The sequence below is a fragment of the Pandoraea norimbergensis genome (genome assembly GCF_001465545.3).
Classification (GTDB): Bacteria; Pseudomonadota; Gammaproteobacteria; order Burkholderiales; family Burkholderiaceae; genus Pandoraea; species Pandoraea norimbergensis.
In genome coordinates this window covers 874006-894572 of the sequence record NZ_CP013480.3, presented here as the reverse complement: position 1 = coordinate 894572, position 20567 = coordinate 874006, and the positions used below count along the sequence as shown (strand labels likewise).

General features: G+C 63.1%; 18 protein-coding genes. 12 read left to right on the top strand and 6 right to left on the bottom strand.

The window, feature by feature from the left end; all coding sequences use genetic code 11:
- Window positions 1-150: 150 nt before the first annotated feature.
- The 3 genes from AT302_RS04035 to AT302_RS04025 all read left to right on the top strand — a co-directional run bounded on the left by AT302_RS04035 (window position 151) and on the right by AT302_RS04025 (window position 3226).
- Complete coding sequence (locus tag AT302_RS04035) at window positions 151-1110, top strand: MBL fold metallo-hydrolase (RefSeq protein ID WP_058377326.1); 960 nt, start codon at window positions 151-153, stop codon at window positions 1108-1110.
- Window positions 1111-1207: 97 nt separating this feature from the next.
- The gene (locus AT302_RS04030) at window positions 1208-2956 is read left to right on the top strand and encodes an FAD-dependent oxidoreductase (RefSeq protein ID WP_058377325.1); all 1749 of its coding nucleotides are present in this window, start codon (window positions 1208-1210) and stop codon (window positions 2954-2956) included.
- Between the two features lie 57 nt (window positions 2957-3013).
- Window positions 3014-3226 carry a DUF2783 domain-containing protein gene (locus AT302_RS04025; RefSeq protein WP_058377324.1) on the top strand — a complete coding sequence of 71 codons (213 nt, stop codon included), beginning with the start codon at window positions 3014-3016 and terminating at the stop codon, window positions 3224-3226.
- A gap of 72 nt (window positions 3227-3298) precedes the next feature.
- Here AT302_RS04025 and AT302_RS04020 read toward each other — a convergent pair whose 3' ends face one another.
- The gene (locus AT302_RS04020) at window positions 3299-4099 is read right to left on the bottom strand and encodes an IclR family transcriptional regulator (protein ID WP_058377323.1); all 801 of its coding nucleotides are present in this window, start codon (window positions 4097-4099) and stop codon (window positions 3299-3301) included.
- A gap of 390 nt (window positions 4100-4489) precedes the next feature.
- Between AT302_RS04020 and AT302_RS04015 the strand changes: the two genes are divergently transcribed.
- From AT302_RS04015 to pcaF, 3 genes are all read left to right on the top strand, one after another.
- Window positions 4490-5167: a 3-oxoacid CoA-transferase subunit A gene (locus tag AT302_RS04015; RefSeq protein WP_058377322.1), complete on the top strand. Its 678-nt coding sequence runs from the start codon at window positions 4490-4492 to the stop codon at window positions 5165-5167.
- Between the two features lie 24 nt (window positions 5168-5191).
- The gene (locus tag AT302_RS04010) at window positions 5192-5842 is read left to right on the top strand and encodes a 3-oxoacid CoA-transferase subunit B (RefSeq protein WP_058377321.1); all 651 of its coding nucleotides are present in this window, start codon (window positions 5192-5194) and stop codon (window positions 5840-5842) included.
- Between the two features lie 99 nt (window positions 5843-5941).
- Complete coding sequence (pcaF, locus tag AT302_RS04005) at window positions 5942-7144, top strand: 3-oxoadipyl-CoA thiolase (RefSeq protein WP_058377320.1); 1203 nt, start codon at window positions 5942-5944, stop codon at window positions 7142-7144.
- A 203-nt stretch (window positions 7145-7347) separates the two neighbouring features.
- On the opposite strand, the gene leuA is transcribed toward pcaF, so the two are convergent.
- A complete protein-coding gene (leuA, locus tag AT302_RS04000) occupies window positions 7348-9060 on the bottom strand; it encodes a 2-isopropylmalate synthase (protein WP_058377319.1) in 1713 nt (570 codons plus the stop codon).
- A 449-nt stretch (window positions 9061-9509) separates the two neighbouring features.
- Here leuA and AT302_RS03995 point away from each other — a divergent pair, with 449 nt between their 5' ends.
- The gene (locus AT302_RS03995; RefSeq protein WP_407668822.1) at window positions 9510-10805 is read left to right on the top strand and encodes an MFS transporter; all 1296 of its coding nucleotides are present in this window, start codon (window positions 9510-9512) and stop codon (window positions 10803-10805) included.
- A 22-nt stretch (window positions 10806-10827) separates the two neighbouring features.
- On the opposite strand, the gene AT302_RS03990 is transcribed toward AT302_RS03995, so the two are convergent.
- Window positions 10828-11301: an Lrp/AsnC family transcriptional regulator gene (locus tag AT302_RS03990; RefSeq protein ID WP_058377318.1), complete on the bottom strand. Its 474-nt coding sequence runs from the start codon at window positions 11299-11301 to the stop codon at window positions 10828-10830.
- A 330-nt stretch (window positions 11302-11631) separates the two neighbouring features.
- Between AT302_RS03990 and hppD the strand changes: the two genes are divergently transcribed.
- The 4 genes from hppD to AT302_RS03970 all read left to right on the top strand — a co-directional run bounded on the left by hppD (window position 11632) and on the right by AT302_RS03970 (window position 16577).
- A complete protein-coding gene (gene hppD, locus AT302_RS03985) occupies window positions 11632-12705 on the top strand; it encodes a 4-hydroxyphenylpyruvate dioxygenase (protein ID WP_058377317.1) in 1074 nt (357 codons plus the stop codon).
- A gap of 187 nt (window positions 12706-12892) precedes the next feature.
- The gene (locus AT302_RS03980) at window positions 12893-14278 is read left to right on the top strand and encodes an amino acid permease (protein WP_058377316.1); all 1386 of its coding nucleotides are present in this window, start codon (window positions 12893-12895) and stop codon (window positions 14276-14278) included.
- A 184-nt stretch (window positions 14279-14462) separates the two neighbouring features.
- A complete protein-coding gene (locus tag AT302_RS03975) occupies window positions 14463-15662 on the top strand; it encodes an amino acid aminotransferase (protein ID WP_058377315.1) in 1200 nt (399 codons plus the stop codon).
- A gap of 195 nt (window positions 15663-15857) precedes the next feature.
- Entirely contained in the window at window positions 15858-16577 is a 720-nt protein-coding gene (locus tag AT302_RS03970) for a glutathione binding-like protein (protein WP_058377314.1), read from the top strand.
- A gap of 158 nt (window positions 16578-16735) precedes the next feature.
- Here the strand turns inward: AT302_RS03970 and AT302_RS03965 are convergent, their stop codons facing one another.
- From AT302_RS03965 to AT302_RS03955, 3 genes are all read right to left on the bottom strand, one after another.
- Window positions 16736-17941 carry an NAD-dependent formate dehydrogenase gene (locus tag AT302_RS03965; RefSeq protein ID WP_058377313.1) on the bottom strand — a complete coding sequence of 402 codons (1206 nt, stop codon included), beginning with the start codon at window positions 17939-17941 and terminating at the stop codon, window positions 16736-16738.
- A 210-nt stretch (window positions 17942-18151) separates the two neighbouring features.
- Complete coding sequence (locus tag AT302_RS03960) at window positions 18152-18658, bottom strand: GNAT family N-acetyltransferase (RefSeq protein ID WP_058377312.1); 507 nt, start codon at window positions 18656-18658, stop codon at window positions 18152-18154.
- Window positions 18655-19479 (bottom strand): AraC family transcriptional regulator, encoded by an 825-nt coding sequence (locus tag AT302_RS03955; protein WP_407668821.1) that lies wholly within the window; start codon window positions 19477-19479, stop codon window positions 18655-18657. The genes AT302_RS03960 and AT302_RS03955 overlap by 4 nt, the downstream gene beginning before the upstream one ends.
- A 102-nt stretch (window positions 19480-19581) precedes the next feature.
- Here AT302_RS03955 and AT302_RS03950 point away from each other — a divergent pair, with 102 nt between their 5' ends.
- Window positions 19582-20565: a quinone oxidoreductase family protein gene (locus AT302_RS03950; RefSeq protein WP_058377311.1), complete on the top strand. Its 984-nt coding sequence runs from the start codon at window positions 19582-19584 to the stop codon at window positions 20563-20565.
- Window positions 20566-20567: the final 2 nt, after the last annotated feature.

The window sequence follows — 20567 nt, the reverse complement described above, 5'->3', positions numbered from 1 at the left end:
AACTATATTTGTCATTGACAAAAATTCAGCCCATTTCGTAAGATGGCTGCACCCTGACGCCGATCGGCCGACAGAGCATGCTTTCATGACGTGCGAGCTGCCACCCGTCGTCGGTTCATCCCCACAGACAAGACACGAGAGAGAGACAGCATGGCTAAAGCATTTGCCTCGCAAGCCGACCTGGAAGCGAAAAAGGTCACCTTCACCCAACTGTCGGAACACGCCTGGGCCTACACGGCCGAAGGCGACCCGAACTCGGGCGTCATCATCGGCGACGACGGCGTGATGATCGTCGACACGACGGCTACGCCCGCCATGGCGCAAGACCTGATCGCCAAGATCCGCACGGTCACCGACAAGCCGATCAAGTACGTGGTGCTCTCGCACTATCACGCCGTGCGCGTGCTGGGCGCGTCGGCTTACTTCGAAGAAGGCGCGCAGCAGATCATCGCGAGCCGCGGCACTTTTGAGATGATTCAGGAGCGCGGCGAAGCCGACATGAAGTCGGAGATCGAACGCTTCCCGCGTCTGTTCGCCGGTGTCGAGACCGTGCCCGGCCTGACGTGGCCGACGCTGGTGTTCGAGAAGGAAATGACGCTGTTCCTCGGCAAGCTCGAAGTGAAGATTGCGCATCTGGGCTCGGGCCATACGAAGGGCGACACGGTCGTGTGGCTGCCGTCGGATAAGGTGCTGTTCTCGGGCGATCTGGTGGAGTACGACGCTGCCTGCTACACCGGCGACGCGCAACTCGCCGAATGGCCCGCCACGCTCGACGCGCTGGCAGCACTCGGCGCCGAGAAGCTCGTCCCGGGCCGTGGTCCGGCGCTCACGACGCCCGCTGAAGTCGCGAAGGGCCTCGCCTATACGAAGGATTTCGTGACGACGCTGTTCGAAGCGGGCAAGCAAGCCGTCGAACAGAAGCTCGATCTGAAGGGCGCGATGGCACTCACGCGCAGCCAGATGGATCCGAAGTTCGGTCACGTTTTCATCTACGAACACTGCCTGCCGTTCGATGTGACGCGCGCCTTCGACGAGGCCAGCGGCATCACGCACCCGCGCATCTGGACGGCGCAGCGCGACAAGGAAATGTGGGCCGCACTGCAAGACTGAGCCCACTGACCCGGTAGCAAATCAAAAGTAGAAACGGTGCCCGCCCGCGCGACGCTGACATGGCGCGCGGGTGAGGCACCGGCGACGGAGACATTGCATGAGCAGCATCGATTACCAGCGCCTCACGTTCACGTACCAGCCTTGTGCCGAACAGTCGGCGCCTACGAATGGCACGAGTGGCAGCGGCCGAACCGCCGCACCGCACCCGGTCATCGTCGTTGGCGCAGGCCCGGTTGGGCTCGCGACCGCCATCGATCTCGCCCATCAGGGCGTGCACGTGATCGTGCTCGACGACGACTGCACGCTTTCCACCGGCTCGCGTGCCATCTGCTTCGCCAAGCGCACGCTCGACATCTTCGACCGGCTGGGCTGCGGCGATCGTATGGTGCAAAAAGGCGTTTGCTGGAATGTCGGCCGTGTGTTCCTGCGCGATCAGGAGGTCTACAACTTCGATCTGCTGCCGGACGCCGGACACCATCGTCCCGCGTTCATCAACTTGCAGCAGTACTACGTCGAAGGCTATCTGTTCGAGCGCGCCAGCGAGCTGCCGAACATCGAAATCCGCTGGAAGAACAAGGTCTCGGGGCTCGTGCAGCACGGCACGCCCGGCGCCGCCGATGCGTGCGTGACACTCACGGTCGACACGCCCGATGGCGCGTATCAAACGACGGCGCGCTACGTTGTTGCGGCCGACGGTTCGCGCAGCCCGGTGCGCAAGCTGATCGGTGTGGACAGCCATGGCCGCACGTTCAAAGATCGTTTTCTGATCGCCGACGTGAAGATGACGGCGAACTTCCCCGCGGAGCGCTGGTTCTGGTTCGATCCGCCGTTCCATCCGAATCAGTCGGTGTTGCTGCACCGTCAGCCGGACGACGTCTGGCGCATCGATTTCCAATTGGGCTGGGACGCCGATCCCGAAACGGAGAAGACACCCGAGCGCGTGATTCCGCGCGTGCAGGCGCTGCTTGGCCCCGATGCCAAATTCACGCTGGAATGGGTGAGCGTCTACACGTTCTCGTGCCTGCGCATGGACAGCTTCCGCCACGGCAATGTGCTCTTCGCGGGTGACTCGGCGCACGGCGTGTCGCCGTTCGGTGCACGCGGCGCGAACAGCGGCGTGCAGGACGCCGAGAATCTCGCGTGGAAACTGGCCATGGTGCTGGATGATCGTGCGCCCGATACGTTGCTCGATACCTATGCCCGCGAGCGCGAATTCGCGGCGGACGAAAACATTCTCAACTCGACGCGCGCGACGGACTTCATCACGCCCAAGAGCCCGGTGTCGCGCGTGTTTCGCGACGCTGTGCTGACGCTGGCACGCGATCATGCGTTCGCCCGTCAGTTGGTGAACAGCGGCCGCCTGTCGGTGCCTGCGGTGTTGCACGACTCTACGCTGAATACCGCCGATCGCGACGCGTTCGTGGGACGCATGGTGCCGGGGGCGACTTGCCTCGATGCGCCGCTCTCGCGCAACGCACAGGGCGGCTGGCTGTTGCCGCGTCTGGGCGGGCGTTTTGTCGCGCTGGTGTTCGGCTCGCCCGCCTCGCTGGATGCTGCGGCACTGGCTGCGTTGCAGGCGATGGCGAATGACCGTGTGCCCGTCATGCCGGTGTTCGTCACGAGCGATGCCTCGCAAGCGCAAGGTGAAGAGAACGTTTGGCACGACGCGCAAGGGCTCGCCGCGCAGCGTTACGACGCCACGCCCGGCACGGTCTATCTCGTTCGCCCGGATCAGCATGTCTGTGCACGCTGGCGCACCCTCGATACCGCTGCGATTGCGCAAGCGCGAGACCGAGCACTCGGACGCGTATCGTCAGCGCAGGCGTCGATGCCGTGCGCGGCGTGAGCCATCGCTGACACTGTTCTCAACAACACACACGAATTCAGCCGGGAGGAGACACCCATGGCACTCGATACACAACCGCGCCTGACGCGCCCCGACGATTTCTACGAAGCACTCATCGACATGCACCGCGATCTCGACGACGCGCAGAGTCAGGCCGCCAATGCGCAATTGATTCTGCTGCTCGCCAATCAGATTGGCGATCACGAGACGCTGCTCTCGGCCATGCAGTTGGCGCGCGCCGGGGCATTAGGCGGGGCCGCCCGCGCCTGATCGATACGCGGGACCAATGAAAACGGGGCGTTCGCATAGCGACGCCCCGTTTGTTTTTCAGCGGTGATTGGCTTACACGACCACCATCTGTGAGATCTTCTGCGCCGCTTGTTGCAGCGGCGCCAGAAACTTCGACTCCATCTCTGCCGCCGACGTCCGGTTCGCCTGACCGCTCACGTTCATCGCGGCGATGACCTGCCCGGCCCGGTTGCGAATCGGCGCAGCAATCGAGATCAAGCCCTCTTCCAGTTCCTGATCGACGACGGCCCAGCCTTGCGCCCGCACTTGCAGGATACGTTCGCGCAGCGCGTCCACATCCGTGAGCGTGCGGCGTGTGTGTTGACGAATGTCGGCGCGGCGCAATGCGGCGTCGAGCTCGTCGTCGGGAAGTGCGGACAACATCACACGCCCCATCGACGTACACCACGCCGGGAGGCGGCTGCCGATCGACAGGTTGATCGACATCACCTTGCGCACGGGCACGCGCAGCACATAGACGATGTCGTCGCCGTCGAGCACGGATGCCGAACTGCTCTCCTGCACCTGCTGGACTAGCGCCTCCATGAACGGCTCGGCCAGATTCCACAGCGGCATCGACGTCAGATACGAAAAGCCCAGATCGAGAATACGCGGCGTCAGGCGGAACAACCGTCCCTCGCTGCGCACGTAACCGAGCGCCTCTAGCGTCAGCAGAATGCGCCGGGCGCCTGCGCGGGTCAGGCCGGACGCCTGCGCCACTTCAGACAGCGTCTGGGCCGGTCGCGCCGCATTGAACGCCTTGACCACCGCAAGCCCGCGCGCAAACGACTGCACATAAGAGTCGCCCGGCTTCTTCTCGGTCGGATCGCGGGAGTCGTTCGGCACAGGTGTCATTGGGTCGGTATCGGCAGGTCTGGCGGGTTGCAGGGCGCTTTGTTGGGTGACTTCTTCTCAAGCACGAGTGAACGGACCACCGGACATTCCGGCGGTGCACCACGATCGCGCAGACGGCAAGCGTAATGGATTTGCGCCAGCGGTTCCACCGTGCGGGACACACAGTCTCACCGAATGCGTCTGACGCACCCCCTGTCTTGACGCCCGACATCGGAAAGCTTACGCTGTTCTTATAGCGAATATTTGTTCGTTATAAGAACATTGTGAACCAGACGATGCCGCCGGACAAGACGTCATCGCCGCGAGACAACCGCACCGGACGGCGCGCAGGCTCTGGCTAGTCAGCCGGAGACCGCAGGCTCGTTCGACGGAACTGCCCAGGAGGCACGTGTGATCAACAAGATTTACGAATCGCTCGCCAGCGCGGTCGCCGACGTCCATGACGGCGCCACGATCATGATTGGCGGCTTTGGCAACGCCGGTATGCCCTCTGCGCTCATCGACGCCCTGATCGAACAAGGCGCGCGCGATCTGACCATCGTCAACAACAATGCCGGTAACGGCGAGACCGGTCTCGCGGCGCTGCTCAAGGCCGGGCGCGTGCGCAAGATCATTTGCTCGTTCCCGCGTCAGACCGATTCGCAGGTGTTCGACGCGCTCTATCGCGCCGGCAAAATCGAGCTGGAACTGGTGCCGCAAGGCAATCTGGCCGAACGCATTCGCGCGGCCGGTGCGGGCATCGGCGGTTTCTTCACGCCGACCGGCTACGGCACGCTGCTCGCCGAAGGCAAGGAAACCCGCGTGATCGACGGCAAGCCGTACGTGCTCGAATCGCCGATCCACGCCGATTTCGCACTGATCAAGGCACTCAAGGGCGACCGCTGGGGCAATCTGGTGTATCGCAAAACTGCCCGCAACTTCGGCCCCATCATGGCGACCGCTGCGAAGTGCGCCATCGTTCAGGTCAGCGAAGTCGTGGAACTGGGCGAGCTCGATCCGGAAGCCGTGGTCACCCCCGGCATCTTCGTACAACGTATCGTCGCGGTGCCCGGCACCGCGAGCGCCTGACGTCCCCTATTCCGGAGCTACGACATGAACCGACTGACCCGCGACCAGATGGCCGCCCGCGTCGCCCAGGATATTCCCGACGGCGCCTATGTGAACCTCGGTATCGGCCTGCCCACGGCAGTGGCCAATCACCTGCCGGCCGAGAAAGAAATCATTCTGCAAAGCGAGAACGGCGTGATCGGGATGGGCCCGGCCCCCGCCAAGGGCGAAGAAGATGAAGACCTCATCAACGCTGGCAAGCAGCCTGTCACGCTCAAACCGGGCGGCGCGTATTTCCATCACGCCGACTCGTTCGCGATGATGCGCGGCGGCCACCTCGACTTCTGCGTGCTGGGTGCGTTCCAAGTCTCGAAGACCGGCGATCTCGCCAACTGGCACACGGGCGCGCCCGACGCCATCCCTGCGGTGGGTGGCGCGATGGATCTCGCGACCGGCGCCAAGCAAGTGTTCGTGATGATGGAACATCAGACCAAGCAGGGCGAAAGCAAGATCGTCGACGCGTGCACGTATCCGCTGACGGGCGTGGGCTGCGTGACGCGCATCTACACGGACCTCGCGGTCATCGACGTGACGCCCGAAGGCCTGCGCGTGCGCGATATGGTCGAAGGGCTGACGTTCGACGAATTGCAACGTCTGAGCGGCGTGACGCTACTGCCCTCGCCGGCCGTCGCCTGATATCTGCATTGCACACCATCGCCGGGAGATTCCCGGCGATTTGCATTGTCCGGCATGCATTGAGTGAATTCGAAATCCCCCATTCGGTGAGGTAGACAAATGAGTGAAGTCTTTATCTGCGACGCGATCCGCACCCCTATCGGCCGCTACGGCGGCGCACTGTCGTCGGTACGTGCCGACGATCTGGGCGCAATTCCGATCAAGGCGCTGATGGCGCGCAACGGCAACGTCGACTGGACGCTGGTTGACGATGTGATCTACGGCTGCGCGAATCAGGCCGGCGAAGACAACCGCAACGTGGCCCGCATGTCGGCGCTGCTCGCCGGACTGCCGCAAGACGTGCCAGGTGGCACCGTCAACCGTCTGTGCGGTTCGGGCATGGATGCCATCGGCACCGCTGCGCGCGCGATCAAGGCAGGCGAAGCCGGTCTGATGATCGCCGGTGGCGTGGAAAGCATGAGCCGTGCGCCGTTCGTGATGGGCAAGGCCGCCAGTGCGTTTTCACGTCAGGCAGAGATTTACGACACGACCATCGGCTGGCGTTTCGTCAATCCGCTGATGAAGGCGCAATACGGCGTGGATTCGATGCCCGAGACGGGCGAGAACGTGGCGACGGAATTCGGCATCAGCCGCGAAGATCAGGATCGCTTCGCGGTGCGCTCGCAAGAAAAAGCGGCGCGTGCACAGGCTAACGGCACGCTGGCGGAAGAAATTACGCCGGTGTCGATTGCTCAGAAGAAGGGGGAAGCCATTGTGGTGGACCGCGACGAACATCCGCGTGCCACCAGCATGGAAGCGCTTGCCAGACTGAAGGGCGTGGTACGCCCTGATGGGACCGTGACCGCCGGTAACGCTTCTGGCGTCAACGACGGCGCCTGTGCGCTGCTGTTAGCAGACGAGGCGAGCGCGGCGCGTTTTGGCCTGACGCCGCGCGCCAGGATTCTGGGCATGGCGACGGCAGGGGTAGCACCGCGCATCATGGGCATCGGTCCGGCGCCCGCAACGATCAAACTGTTGGCACGGCTCGGGATGTCGCTCGATCAGTTCGATGTGATCGAACTCAACGAAGCGTTTGCGAGCCAAGGCCTGGCCGTGCTGCGTCAGCTGGGTGTCGCTGACGACGACCTGCGCGTCAATCCGAACGGCGGCGCCATCGCGCTAGGCCATCCGCTCGGTATGAGCGGCGCACGTCTGGTGACGACGGCGATGTACCAGCTAAAGCGTTCAGGTGGCCGCTTCGCGCTGTGTACGATGTGCATTGGGGTCGGCCAAGGCATCGCTATCGCCATCGAAGCGATCTGACCGGGTAGGGCTTGTTCCCCCTACCCTGTCACACCGCTTGATTTCTGTGGCCGGGGCGGTCGCACGACACTGGGTAAGTGTCGTCGCGCCGCACCGGTGTCCCGCTCGCACGATCAGCGCTCAGCGGTACACGTCTGCCTCAAATTCCCTGCTGGACTACGTGTCTCCTCAGTTCCTGCCTGAGTTTTCTGTTTGCAAAAGCCTCAGACGGCCTTGGCGACATCGCGCATCACGGCGTCGAAGAACGTGGCCTTCGCATCGGCTTCGCTGCGGTCGTAAGCGCGGTTGATACCGCTGATGACCGCACGGATCGAGGCCGTCGTGAGATTCGCATCGATACCCACGCCGAACGCGCTGCCGACAATCGTTTCGCCCGCCATTTCAGCAATCGCGATAGCACGGGCATCGGCACCTTGCGTCAACGCGCGCTCTTCGTAGTGCTGCACACGTACCGGCGTGCGCATGGCGTTCATCAGCGCGTCGAGCGGACCGTTACCGGCACCCGACACCGTCGTGCGTTGCCCGTGGATGTCGATGGTCACAGCAATCTGCTGACGGCCGTCGCGCTCCGAGAGCGTGTGGCCGACATAAGCCACCGGTTCGGCCGCTTCCACATATTCCTTCTGGAACAATTGCCAGATCTGTGCTGCCGTAACTTCGGCACCGGTCTCGTCGGTGTAGCGCTGCACAGCCGAGCTGAAGTCGACTTGCAGACGGCGCGGCATTTGCACCCCGTACGACTGTTCGAGCAGAAAGGCAATGCCGCCCTTGCCCGACTGGCTGTTCACACGAATGATCGAGTCGTAAGTGCGGCCCAGATCGCTCGGATCGATCGGCATGTACGGCACTTCCCAGAAGGTGTCCGGCTTTTGTGCGGCGAAGCCCTTCTTGATGGCGTCCTGATGCGAGCCCGAGAACGCGGTGAACACGAGATCGCCCACGTACGGGTGGCGCGGATGCACCGGCAATTGCGTGCATTCTTCCGACGTGCGGGCGACTTCATTGATGTTCGAGAAGTCGAGGCCCGGGTCCACGCCTTGCGTGTAGAGATTCAACGCGAGCGTGACGAGATCAACGTTACCGGTGCGCTCGCCATTACCGAACAAGCACCCTTCGATGCGATCGGCACCGGCCATCACGGCCAGCTCGGCAGCGGCCACTGCCGTGCCACGGTCGTTGTGCGGGTGCACCGAGAGAACCAGCGAATCGCGATGCTTGAGGTTGCGGTGCATCCACTCGATCTGGTCGGCGTAGTAGTTCGGCGTACCGATTTCAACGGTGGCGGGCAGGTTGACGATGCACTTGTGGTCCGGCGTCGGCTGCCATACATCGAAGACCGCGTCACAGACTTCTTTGGCGAAGTCGAGTTCGGTGCCCGTGAACGTTTCGGGGCTGTATTGCAGGGTCCAGCGGGTATCGGGGGCAGCGTCGGCGCAACGCTTGATGGTCTTGGCGGCCGCGACGGCCAGCGCTTTCACGCCCGGCTGGTCGAGGTTGAAGACGATGCGGCGGAATTCCGGGGCCGTGGCGTTGTACAGGTGAACGATGGCGCGCGGTGCGCCCTTGAGGGCGGCGAAGGTGCGCTCGATGAGATCGTCACGTGCCTGCGTGAGCACTTCGATGGTGACGTCGTCGGGGATGTGACCGCCTTCGATCAATTCACGCACGAAGTTGAAATCGGTTTCGGAGGCGGACGGGAACGCGACTTCGATTTCCTTGAAACCGATCGCGACCAGCATCTTGAACATGCGCATCTTGCGCTGTGCGTCCATCGGCTCGAACAAGGCCTGATTGCCGTCGCGCAGGTCGGTGCTCATCCAGATCGGCGCACGCGTGATGGTGCGGCTCGGCCACTGTCGGTCCGGAATGTTGACCGGAGTGAAGGCGCGGTATTTGGTAGCGGGGTTGTTCAACATGGCGTGTCTCGATTGTCGGAAAAAGTGGCAACCGGACGACGCTTGAGCGCAAAAAAGCTACGACCTCCGGTTGGATGAACCGGGGCTCAGATCGGCGTAACTGGGGAAAATCAGCGGTGCTTCAGAGGAAATTCAGACGATGCACGCGCGCAGCAACGGACCAAGCCCGGTGGAGCGGGCTAGTAGTCGTAGCGAGAGGGAGAATTGCGCGGTGATCATGTGCTGCATGAGATCACAGATATTCCCGGGCTGTCAACTATCGTGTGTCGCCTTGCGATAATCCCCAGCGGCCACGTCGGCGGCCCCCGGTTGCCGCTTTGCGTCGATTCCGATAATGTTCCGGCGATGGGATAACCGAAGCCTAGCCTCGAAACCCGACGGATCGATACGCTCAACCGTCGCGCCAATCCCGGTGTCGCACGGTGCGTGTCATGACATCGGAGTCTTCATTGGCCTCCCCTACTTCATCAACGTCATCGACGTCACCAACGTCACCAACGTCACCAACGTCACCAACGTCACCAACGTCACCAACGTCACCAACGTCGTCACCCTCGCCCACGGCGGCAACGCCGCATAGCGCCGCCAAGGTCTGGCTGCTCGCGCTCACGGTCTTTCTCGTCGGGATCGACGAAAACATCTGCATCGGCATCCTGCCCGCGATCTCGCAAGGGCTCGGTGTCTCGATGGCCTCGGCCGGCCAACTCACCACCATCTTCTCTGCGGTCTTCGCGCTGTGGGCCTTCACGATGGCCGCGTGGCTCTCCCGGCATGCCCGGCGCCCCGCGCTGATCGTCGCGCTGCTGGTCTTCACGCTCAGCAACCTTGCCGCCGCAGCCGCCCCGGGGTACGCCGCGCTGTTCGTGGCGCGCATGGCCATGGCCGCCAGTTGCGCCACCATCGTGCTGCTTTGCTCGCGGCTAGCCACCGAAATCACGCCGCCCGAGTTTCACGGGCGCGCCGTGGGCATCATCTTCATGGGCATCAGCGGGTCGCTGGTACTCGGCGTGCCGCTCGGCATGACGCTCGAACACTGGGCGGGATGGCGTGCCGTGTTCGCCGTCATCGGTCTGGTCAGTGCGCCGCTCATGCTCGTGCTCTGGCGCGCATTACCGCTTACGCAGCCCGCCACCGCGCCGACGCTGCGGGCGTATGTGAAAGCGCTGGCGCAGCCTCGCCTGCTTGCCGCACAAGGGGTGTCGATTGCCATGCTTGGCGGGCACTTCACGCTATTCGCGTATCTCGCGCCGTATCTCCAGAAGACCCTCGCGCCATCACCCGATGGCCTGAGCTTGTTGTTCGTCGCGTTCGGGGTGGCGGGTGTGGCCGGTGCGTGGCTTGGTGGCTTGGGCTCGGACCGGGCAGGTGCCTCGCGGGCGCTGCTCGGGTGTCCGCTGCTGTTTCTCGTGGCAATGGCCGGTGTGCCGCTGGCCGCGATGGGTGTCACGGGTGTGGATAGCGCGTGGCCCGTAGCGATCTTCGTCGTCGCGATGATGGTCTGGGGCTGTTTGTCGTGGTCGATTTCGCCCGTGGTACAGAACTTCCTGATTCGCAGCGCGCCACAGCAAGCCGACGCCAATGTGGGCGTGAACGTGGCGGCCATGCATGTGGGTGTGGCGCTCGGGGCGGGCGCAGGCGGTGCGCTCGTCGATGCGAACGCGTTGATGCTCACCCCATGGGCCGGATGCGCGCTCGTCGCCGTGGCCGTGGCGCTCGCGGCATTCGCCGTGCGGGCGCGGCGATAGGGGTAGCAAGGTCAGGGGGCGCTCAGGACGCCAGCGGCACCGCCGACGTACACTTGATTTCGTCGAGACAGACGCTCGATTTGACGGCGCTCACGCCCGGAATCCGCATCAGCGTATCGAGCAAGAATTCGGACAACCCCTTCAGATCGCGCGCCACCACCTTGAGTACGTAGTCGATATCGCCGGTCACGGAAAAGCACTCCTGTATCTGCGCCAGCTCCGCGACCAGTCCCTTGAAGTTCGACAGGTCGCGAATATGCCCGCGCTCCATCGTCACATGGACGAACGCCACGACGCTGAAACCGAGCCGCTGCGCGTCCAGCCGGGTGTCGTAACCCTTGATCACCCCCAGCTCTTCGAGGCGGCGATGGCGGCGCAATGTCTGCGCCGGCGACAGCTTGATGGCCTCGGCCAGTTCCAGATTCGAAATCCGTCCGTGCGACTGCAAAATCGCCAGCAGCCGGACATCGATCCGATCGATCTCGATGTTATGCACTTTCCTCTCCTCCAACCGGTCAATTTCGAAATATTAATGCATAACATAGGGTTTCCCTGTGCCTTTTACGAAATCCTATTTTGCGGTGACGCACTTACACTGGGCCCCTCAAATCGATGCAGTGCACGCACGATGGCTGGCACTACGCAGGTTTCGGGAATTAAAACGGCAGGGGACAAAATCCCGACCGGGCGGTCAGTGATTCACAATTTTATTGCGTAAATTGTGCATCGCGACGGTTCAAAAAATCCGTCTTCCGAAGCCGGGCGCACAACCACCGGGCCGGGCACGCGTCCAACGAAACATCTACCTCACAAAGCCGAGACGATCATGGCCGACCTGTTTGACAACCCGATGCAATTGATGGGCTTCGAATTCGTGGAATTCGCGTCGCCCACCCCGAACCTGCTTGAGCCGATCTTCGAGCAGATGGGCTTCACGCTCGTGGCCCGCCATCGCTCGAAAGACGTGGTGCTCTATCGTCAGGGCGAGGTCAACTTCATCGTCAATCGCGAGCCGAACAGCCCGGCAGCCTACTTCGCCGCCGAGCACGGCCCGAGCGCCTGCGGCATGGCCTTCCGCGTGAAAGATTCGCATCAGGCCTACGCCCGCGCGCTGGAACTCGGCGCCCAGCCGGTCGAGATCGCTACCGGCCCGATGGAACTGCGTCTGCCGGCCATCAAGGGCATCGGCGGCGCGCCGCTGTACCTGATCGACCGCTTCGAAGAAGGCAAGTCGATCTATGACATCGACTTCGAATTCATCGAAGGCGTCGATCGTCATCCGGTCGGCCATGGCCTGCGCCTGATCGACCACCTGACGCACAACGTCTATCGCGGCCGCATGTCCTTCTGGGCCAACTTCTACGAGAAGCTGTTCAACTTCCGCGAAATTCGTTACTTCGATATCTCGGGCGAGTACACCGGTCTGGCGTCGAAGGCGATGACCGCGCCCGATGGTAAAATCCGCATTCCCCTGAACGAAGAATCCGCCAAGGGCAGCGGCCAGATTGAGGAATTCCTGATGGCCTTCAACGGTGAAGGCATTCAGCACATTGCATTCCTGACCGACGACCTGATTCAGGTTATCGACAATCTGCAAATGGCCGGCGTACCGCTCATGACGGCACCGAACGACTTCTACTATCAGGCGCTGGAAACGCGCCTGCCGGGTCACGGCCAGCCGGTCGGTGAGCTGAAGTCGCGCGGCATTCTGCTCGACGGCACGACCGAAGGCGGCAAGCCGCGTCTGCTGCTCCAGATCTTCTCGAAGACCCTGCTGGGTCCGGTGTTCTTCGAGTTCATTCAGCGTCGTGGCGACGACGGCTTCGGCGAAGGCAACTTCAAGGCGCTGTTCGAATCGCTCGAACGCGACCAGATCGCGCGCGGCACGCTCAAGGTCTGAGTCCAGGGGAGACAACCGGCGCCCCGTGCGCCGGGATGACGGTCACCTCTCGGGGGGTGGCCACCAAGAACACGGCGACGGTGTCATAAGCACCGCGCCGTGGCGGCTCAACGCTTCCAGTCCGTTCCTACCGAACGGAGACAGAGAGGCGCGCCGCATGGCATCGAAGGTAGGGTAAGGAACAGACATGTCCGCCAATGCAGCACAAGAAGGCTCGCTCCACCGCGGCCTGAAGAATCGTCACATTCAATTGATCGCCCTCGGTGGCGCGATCGGCACCGGCCTCTTTCTCGGCATCGCCCAAACCATCAAGACCGCTGGACCCTCCGTACTGCTTGGCTACGCCATTGCCGGTATCGTCGCGTTCTTCATCATGCGGCAACTGGGTGAAATGGTCGTCGACGAGCCCGTCGCCGGCTCGTTCAGTTACTTCGCCAACAAGTATTGCGGCCAGTTCGCGGGCTTCGTCTCGGGCTGGAACTACTGGGTGCTGTACATCCTCGTGTCGATGGCCGAACTCTCGGCCGTGGGCATTTACGTGCAGTACTGGTGGCCGGCGATCCCCACGTGGGTCTCGGCACTCGTGTGCTTCGGCATCATCAACGCCATCAACCTGTCGAGCGTAAAGTCGTACGGCGAGATGGAGTTCTGGTTCGCCATCATCAAGGTCGCCGCCATCGTCGGCATGATCGGGTTTGGCGGCTATCTGCTCTTCTCGGGCAATGCTGGCCCCGATGCCAGCGTGGCCAACCTCTGGCAACACGGCGGGTTCTTCCCGAACGGTGTGTCCGGCCTTGTCATGGCGATGGCCGTGATCATGTTCTCGTTCGGCGGGCTCGAACTGGTGGGCATCACTGCGGCCGAGGCCGACGATCCGTCGCGCACCATTCCGCGTGCGACCAATCAGGTGATCTACCGCATTCTGATTTTCTACGTCGGCGCTCTCGGCGTGCTGCTCTCGCTGTATCCGTGGGAGAAAGTCGTCTCCGGCGGCAGCCCGTTCGTGCTGATCTTCCATGAACTGAACAGCAACTTCGTCGCCAACGTGCTCAACGCCGTGGTGCTGACCGCCGCCCTGTCCGTCTATAACAGCGGCGTGTATTGCAACAGCCGCATGCTCTACGGTCTGGCCGGTCAGGGCAACGCGCCGCGCGCGCTGCTCAAGGTCAACGCCCGTGGCATTCCGCTCGCCGCGCTCGGCGTGTCGGCCGCCGCTACCGCGCTGTGCGTAGTGATCAACTACTTCATGCCCGGCAAGGCGTTCGAACTGCTGATGGGTCTGGTCGTCTCGGCCCTCATCATCAACTGGGCCATGATCAGCGTGATCCATCTGGTGTTCCGCCGGGCCAAGGCGCGTGCCGGTGAAACCACGGTCTTCAAGAGCCTGTGGTACCCGTTCACGAACTACCTGTGCCTCGTCTTCCTCGCCGGCATTCTGGTCGTGATGTACCTGATCCCCGACCTGCGCATCTCGGTCTATCTGATTCCGGTCTGGCTGGTCGTGCTCACGCTCGGCTACCGCCTGCGCCAGAAGCGTGCAGCCGCCGGCGTACCGGCCACGGCGGCCCGCTGACGCGAAGCGTCACCCACACAAACGAAAGCCCACCCCGCGCGCACGCCGCGCGGGGCATGTCCCGGACCCCGGACACACACGGGGGCACCGCACTAGCGGTATCATCGACGTTTGCGCTCGCGCGCCGGCCTGTTTCCCGTTTTACCGAATCTCTCTCGTTATCTCCGTTATTCCAGGACCTGCCATGTTCGAACATATCGATGCCTATCCCGGTGACCCGATCCTCTCGCTCAACGAGAATTTTGCGAAGGATCCGCGTACCGACAAGGTCAACCTGAGCATCGGCATCTATTACGACGACGATGGCCGTCTGCCGGTCATGCAAGCGGTGCGTCAGGCCGAAGCCCTGCTGCTGGCCGAAGTGGGTCCGAAGCCGTATCTGCCGATGGCAGGCTTCGCCAACTATCGCGACGCCGTGCAGGCCCTCGTGTTCGGCGACGATTCGCCGGCCCGCACCGAAGGCCGCATCGCCACGGTGCAGACGCTCGGCGGCTCGGGCGCGCTGAAAGTGGGCGCCGACTTCATCAAGCGTTACTTCCCGGGTGCGCAGGTCTGGGTGAGCGACCCCACGTGGGACAACCACCGCTTCATCTTCGAGCGCGCCGGTTTCACCGTGAATACGTACCCGTACTACGACGAAGCCACGGGCGGCCTGCAATTCGAAGCGATGGTCGACGCCATCGACAAGCTGCCGGCACGCAGCGTCGTGCTGCTGCACGCTTGCTGCCATAACCCGACCGGTGTCGATCTGAACGACGCGCAGTGGGTGCAGGTGATCGAGGTGCTCAAGAAGCGCGAACTGCTGCCCTTCGTCGACATGGCCTATCAGGGCTTCGGCTCGGGTCTGGACGCCGATGCCTTCGTGATTCGCGAACTGGCCCGTCAAGGCGTGCCGGCCTTCGTGGCCAATTCGTTCTCGAAGAACTTCTCGCTGTACGGCGAGCGTTGCGGTGGCCTGTCGGTGATCTGCGAATCGGGCGAAGCCGCCGAGCGCGTGCTGGGTCAACTGACGAGCGCCGTGCGTTCGAACTACAGCAACCCGCCGACGCATGGCGCGAAGATCGTCGCCAAGGTGCTGAGCACGCCGGAACTGCGCAAGTCGTGGGAAGACGAACTCACGCAGATGTGCCAGCGCATCACGCGCATGCGCGGCGCGATCCATGAAGGTCTGCGCGGTCACGTGCCGGACAACATGCTCTCGCGTTATCTGGAACAACGCGGCATGTTCACGTACACGGGCCTGTCGGCGGCGCAAGTCGACGTGCTGCGCGACGAACACGGCGTGTATCTGATTCGCTCGGGCCGTATGTGTGTTGCCGGTCTGAACGAGAAGAACGTCGGCGTCGTGGCCGAGAGCATCGCCAAGGTGCTGAACAACGCGTAATCATGCGTCAGCGCTTTACCGCTGCAAACGACAAAGGGACGGCAACTGCCGTCCCTTTGTCGTTTCCACCGCGGAGGGGATAAAGCTGCCCAGGTGATATTCCGCCGTCTGCAAGCCTTTTCACTTGGCGTTATATTGGCTGTCCTGCGGTGACATCCGCCGCCCATCCAGCACGCCTTCGAACGCCTCGACTCCATGACCGACCAGTCCGCCGATTTGTCCCAGTTCCCGATCACGCGCAAGTGGCCCGCCGCACACCCCGAGCGTCTGCAACTGTATTCGCTGCCCACACCCAATGGCGTGAAGGTCTCGATCATGCTCGAAGAGATCGGCCTGCCCTACGAGGTGCATCTGGTCAGCTTCCAGACCGACGATCAGCTCACGCCCGAGTTTCTCTCGCTGAACCCGAACAACAAGATTCCCGCGATCCTCGATCCGAACGGCCCCGACGGCAAGCCGCTGCCGCTGTTCGAGTCGGGTGCGATCCTCTGGTATCTGGCCGAGAAGACCGGCAAGCTGCTGCCCGCCGACCCGGCCGCGCGCTACGAAACGCTGCAATGGCTGATGTTCCAGATGGGCGGCATCGGCCCGATGTTCGGGCAGGTGGGCTTCTTCCACAAGTTCGCGGGTAAGGACTTCGAAGACAAGCGCCCGCGCGATCGCTACGTGAATGAAGCCAAGCGTCTGCTTGCTGTGCTCGACACGCATCTGGCCAATCGCACGTGGATTCTCGGCGACGAGTACACGATTGCCGATATCGCCACGTTCCCGTGGATTCGCAATCTGGTCGGTTTCTACGAGGCTGGCGATCTGGTCGACTTCGCGCAGTTCAGGAACGTGAAGCGCGTGCTCGACGCCTTCGTCGCGCGTCCGGCTGTGGTGCGCGGACTCGATATTCCTAAGCGCCCCGCCTGAACCAGCACAGCGAAAAAAAGGCCGGTGCATCGCGAAGATGGCCGGCCTTGGAACGAGACTGAGCTCGAGGAGATACTGCCACCGCCGGACGTCGACCGACGACCCGGCGGGTACTGCGGAACAGCGGAACAGCAGGAACTACAGGAAGCGATGAAGGATTACGCCGACTTCTTGAAGCGAGCCGCCTCTTCCGAGCCGCCCGTGGCGTTGCCTGCGCTGTACGAGTGCGCACCGACACCGGCGAGCTTGCCGCCCTGCACGATCAGGTACTCGTTGCGGATCGGACGGTTCTCGAAATAGCACTCCAGAATTTCACGCGTGCCTGCGGCGTAGCGCGTTTGTGCCGACAAGCTCGTACCCGAGATGTGCGGCGTCATGCCGTGGTGCGGCATGTGGCGCCACGGGTGATCGGCCGGCGCCGGTTGCGGGAACCACACGTCGCCGCCGTAGCCCGCGAGTTGGCCGCTTTCCAGCGCGGCGGCCACAGCGTCGCGGTCGCACAGCTTGCCGCGTGCGGTGTTGATCAGGTACGCGCCGCGCTTGAAGTGCTTCAGGCTGTCGGCGTTGATCATGTGTTCCGTTTCCGGGTGCAGCGGGCAGTTCAGCGTCACGACGTCGCATGCCTTCGCGAGGCTTTCCAGACTCGTGTGGTGCGTGAGGTTCAGTTCCTTCTCAACCGATTCCGGCAGACGGTGACGGTCGAGATAGTGCAGATGCGTGCCGAACGGCTTCATCAGGCGCAGTACGCGCAGCCCAATACGGCCCGCGGCCACCGTCCCCACGTGCATGCCTTCCAGATCGTACGAACGCTCGACGCAATCGGCGATGTTCCAGCCGCCCTTGAGCACCCACTGATACGACGGGAGATAGTTGCGCACGAGTGCTAGCGTGGTCATCAGCACGTGCTCGGCAACGCTGTTGCTGTTGCAGTAGGTCACTTCCGCGACCGTGATGCCGTGTTCCATGGCGGCTTGCAGATCGGTGTGGTCCGAGCCGATGCCGGCCGTCACGATCATCTTGAGTTTCTTGGCGCGCTTGATGCGCTCGGCGGTCATGTACGCGGGCCAGAACGGCTGCGAGATCACGATTTCCGCATCGGCCAGTTCACGGTCGAGCACGCTGTTGTCGCCGTCTTTGCTCGACGTCACCACCAGTTGGTGACCATTCGATTCGAGATACTTGCGCAGGCCCAGTTCGCCCGACACGCTGCCGAGCAAAGCGCCCGGCTGGAAGTCGATGCCCTTGGGCGTCGGCAGGGTCTGACCGTCCGGATAGCATTCGATCTTCGGCAGATCGTCGCGGGCGTAGGTCTTGGGATATCCGGTGACGGGATCGTCGTACAGTACACACACAATCTTGGCCATGATGTCTCGCTCCTGAGGTTGTTGTCTGCTTAGGCGACGTAACCAACGTTGGGTGTCGTCGCTGCATTGAGGCCAATGATCGGTGCAGGACGCATCGATGGAAAATCGTTCCGACCGATCGGTTGATCGGTCCGGCCTATCAAACTCAGGGGAAACTGCGGGAACTGGCGAGCGCGGCTATCTTGCGGCTATCTTGCAGCCGTCATGGGGTCACGATGTGGCGTTGAACGCGTCGTGATAGCGCACGGTGCCCGATGGCGTCGAACCGTCGAACGATACCGTCTGGAAATACTCGGGCGGCACGTCTGGCAGGATCACGCCAGGGTTGGCAGCAAAGCCGAAGCGCCCGTAGTACAGCGGATCGCCAAGCACGACGCAACCGACCGCGCCGAGTTGCCGCAATGCGTCGAGTGCCGCGTGCATCAAGCGGCTGCCGATACCTTGACCTTGCCGGTCAGGTGCCACTGAAATCGGCCCCAGACCGTACCAGCGCGCGCTGCCGTCGGAGATCGTCACCGGCGACACGGCCACGTGCCCCACGATGACGCCGTCTTCTTGCGCAACCAGCGATACCGACAGTTGCTGCGCACGACGCAGCGCGTTGACGATGAACTGCTCGGTGTGATCGGTATGCGGTGCGTTGAGAAACGCTGCCGTCGTCAGCGCTTCGATGGCCGTCACGTCGGCGGGCGTTTCGTTGCGAATATGAAGTGTCATGGGCTGGATTGTAGACGCTCGTCGCTCGCATACCGACCCGGCGTCGTCCCCATCGCGCGGCGGAACATGTCGATGAATGCACTGACGTTCTCGTAGCCGAGATCGAGCGCAATCGTCGTGACTGACACGCCCGCTGCGAGTTGTTCGAGCGCACGCAGCAGTCGCGCTTGCTGGCGCCACTGCGCGAACGTCATGCCCGTCTGCGCCATGAAATGCCGGCTCAGCGTACGCGGCGCTAAGCCAGCCCACGCCGCCCATTCCTCCAGCCGCCGGGCATCCGACAGGTCGGCCGCCAGTGCATCGGTGATGCGCACGAGTCTCGGGTCTTCGGGCAACGGCAGCCCGAGCGATGCCGGTGACGCCACTCTCACCTCATCGACAATCACTTCCGCGATGCGAGTCTGTGCGGCGTCGAGCCCATCGTCCGTCAATGTGCCGGACCATGTCGCCGCGCGCCGTACCGCTTCTCGCAGCAGCGCAGACGTGCGGATGGCGCGGGGCTCTGGCGGTAGTTCACCACAGCGCGCCTCCCGAATGAAAACACTCCATCCCGAGAACGGCCCGTGAGAGCGTACCGAATGCACGTAGTGCGGCGGAATCCAGATCGCGTGAATCGCCGGGACAACCCACTGGTGCTTGTCGAGCCCCACCGAGACCAGCCCGGTGAGCGCACCCATCAGTTGCCCGTGTGCGTGTCGATGCGGCGACTTCTCGCGCGCCTCCGGCTGCGTCAATTCCCCGGCCGCCAGAAATGGCGCGGCAGGTGAGGTCAGCAGATCCGGGCGAACAATGGGGATGGGGGCGGGCATAGCGGCGGGCATGGCCGAAACTCCGTATCGAATGACATTTATACCGGAGTCGGGTCTTGTCTGCACGCCTAGACTGAGGCCGTTATCCCCCTCCGTCACCATGAAGGAACTGCCATGAAAGCCGCTGTCGTCAAAGAAACCGGTCACCCGCCCGTCTACGCGGATTTCGGCGCACCGCAGGCGTTGCCCGACCATCACCTGATCGACGTCAGCGCCGCCGCACTGAGCCGTGTCACGCGCTCGCGCGCCGCCGGTGCGCATTACTCGTCGTCGGGCGGCTATCCGTTTGTCGCTGGCGTCGATGGCACAGGACGTCTCGAAGATGGCCAGCGGGTGTACTTCTTCGGGCCACCGGCGCCGTACGGTGCCATGGCCGAACGCAGCCTCGCCCGCGCGTCGCAGTGCATTGCACTGCCCGACGATCTGGACGACGTGACCGCAGCAGCCATCGCCATTCCCGGCATGTCGTCGTGGGCCGCGCTCACCGAGCGTGCGAAGTTCGTCGCGGGCGAGACGGTGCTGATCAACGGCGCGACCGGCGCGTCGGGCCAGTTGGCGGTGCGCATCGCCCGGTATCTCGGCGCGGGGAAGATCATCGCGACGGGGCGCAATCCGGTCGCGTTGGCCGCGCTCAAACAAGCGGGTGCCGACATCACGATTTCGCTGATTCAGGACGACGATGCGAAAGACGACGACGGCTTGAGTCATACGTTCGCGCCGCATTTCGCGCAAGGCGTGGACGTCGTGCTCGATTATCTGTGGGGTGCCAGCGCACGGGCGTTGTTGATCGCCGCCGCCAAACATTCGCCGGAGGGGCAACCGGTCCGCTTCGTACAGATTGGGTCGGTCGGCGGTAACGACGTCGTGTTGCCGGGTGCCGTGCTGCGTGCCAGCGCGATCACGTTGATGGGCAGTGGTATCGGCAGCGTGCCGTTGCCACGGCTGTTGCACGCCGTGAAGGAAGTGCTACATGCGGCACGCCCGGCTGGATTGCGGATTCCCACAGCGGCGATTCCGTTGGCCGAACTGGGTCAGCATTGGGCGCTGGTCGATAGCCCGGTTCGCACCGTCTTCACGCTCGACGCATCAGCGGGCTGACG

Excerpts from the sequence above, each read along its gene's own strand:
- AT302_RS04035 (WP_058377326.1), top strand. The coding sequence starts at position 151 with ATGGCTAAAGCATTTGCCTCGCAAGCCGACCTGGAAGCGAAAAAGGTC.
- AT302_RS04030 (WP_058377325.1), top strand. The coding sequence starts at position 1,208 with ATGAGCAGCATCGATTACCAGCGCCTCACGTTCACGTACCAGCCTTGT.
- AT302_RS04025 (WP_058377324.1), top strand. The coding sequence starts at position 3,014 with ATGGCACTCGATACACAACCGCGCCTGACGCGCCCCGACGATTTCTAC.
- AT302_RS04020 (WP_058377323.1), bottom strand. The coding sequence starts at position 4,099 with ATGACACCTGTGCCGAACGACTCCCGCGATCCGACCGAGAAGAAGCCG.
- AT302_RS04010 (WP_058377321.1), top strand. The coding sequence starts at position 5,192 with ATGAACCGACTGACCCGCGACCAGATGGCCGCCCGCGTCGCCCAGGAT.
- pcaF (WP_058377320.1), top strand. The coding sequence starts at position 5,942 with ATGAGTGAAGTCTTTATCTGCGACGCGATCCGCACCCCTATCGGCCGC.
- leuA (WP_058377319.1), bottom strand. The coding sequence starts at position 9,060 with ATGTTGAACAACCCCGCTACCAAATACCGCGCCTTCACTCCGGTCAAC.
- hppD (WP_058377317.1), top strand. The coding sequence starts at position 11,632 with ATGGCCGACCTGTTTGACAACCCGATGCAATTGATGGGCTTCGAATTC.
- AT302_RS03980 (WP_058377316.1), top strand. The coding sequence starts at position 12,893 with ATGTCCGCCAATGCAGCACAAGAAGGCTCGCTCCACCGCGGCCTGAAG.
- AT302_RS03975 (WP_058377315.1), top strand. The coding sequence starts at position 14,463 with ATGTTCGAACATATCGATGCCTATCCCGGTGACCCGATCCTCTCGCTC.
- AT302_RS03970 (WP_058377314.1), top strand. The coding sequence starts at position 15,858 with ATGACCGACCAGTCCGCCGATTTGTCCCAGTTCCCGATCACGCGCAAG.
- AT302_RS03965 (WP_058377313.1), bottom strand. The coding sequence starts at position 17,941 with ATGGCCAAGATTGTGTGTGTACTGTACGACGATCCCGTCACCGGATAT.
- AT302_RS03960 (WP_058377312.1), bottom strand. The coding sequence starts at position 18,658 with ATGACACTTCATATTCGCAACGAAACGCCCGCCGACGTGACGGCCATC.
- AT302_RS03955 (WP_407668821.1), bottom strand. The coding sequence starts at position 19,479 with ATGCCCGCCGCTATGCCCGCCCCCATCCCCATTGTTCGCCCGGATCTG.
- AT302_RS03950 (WP_058377311.1), top strand. The coding sequence starts at position 19,582 with ATGAAAGCCGCTGTCGTCAAAGAAACCGGTCACCCGCCCGTCTACGCG.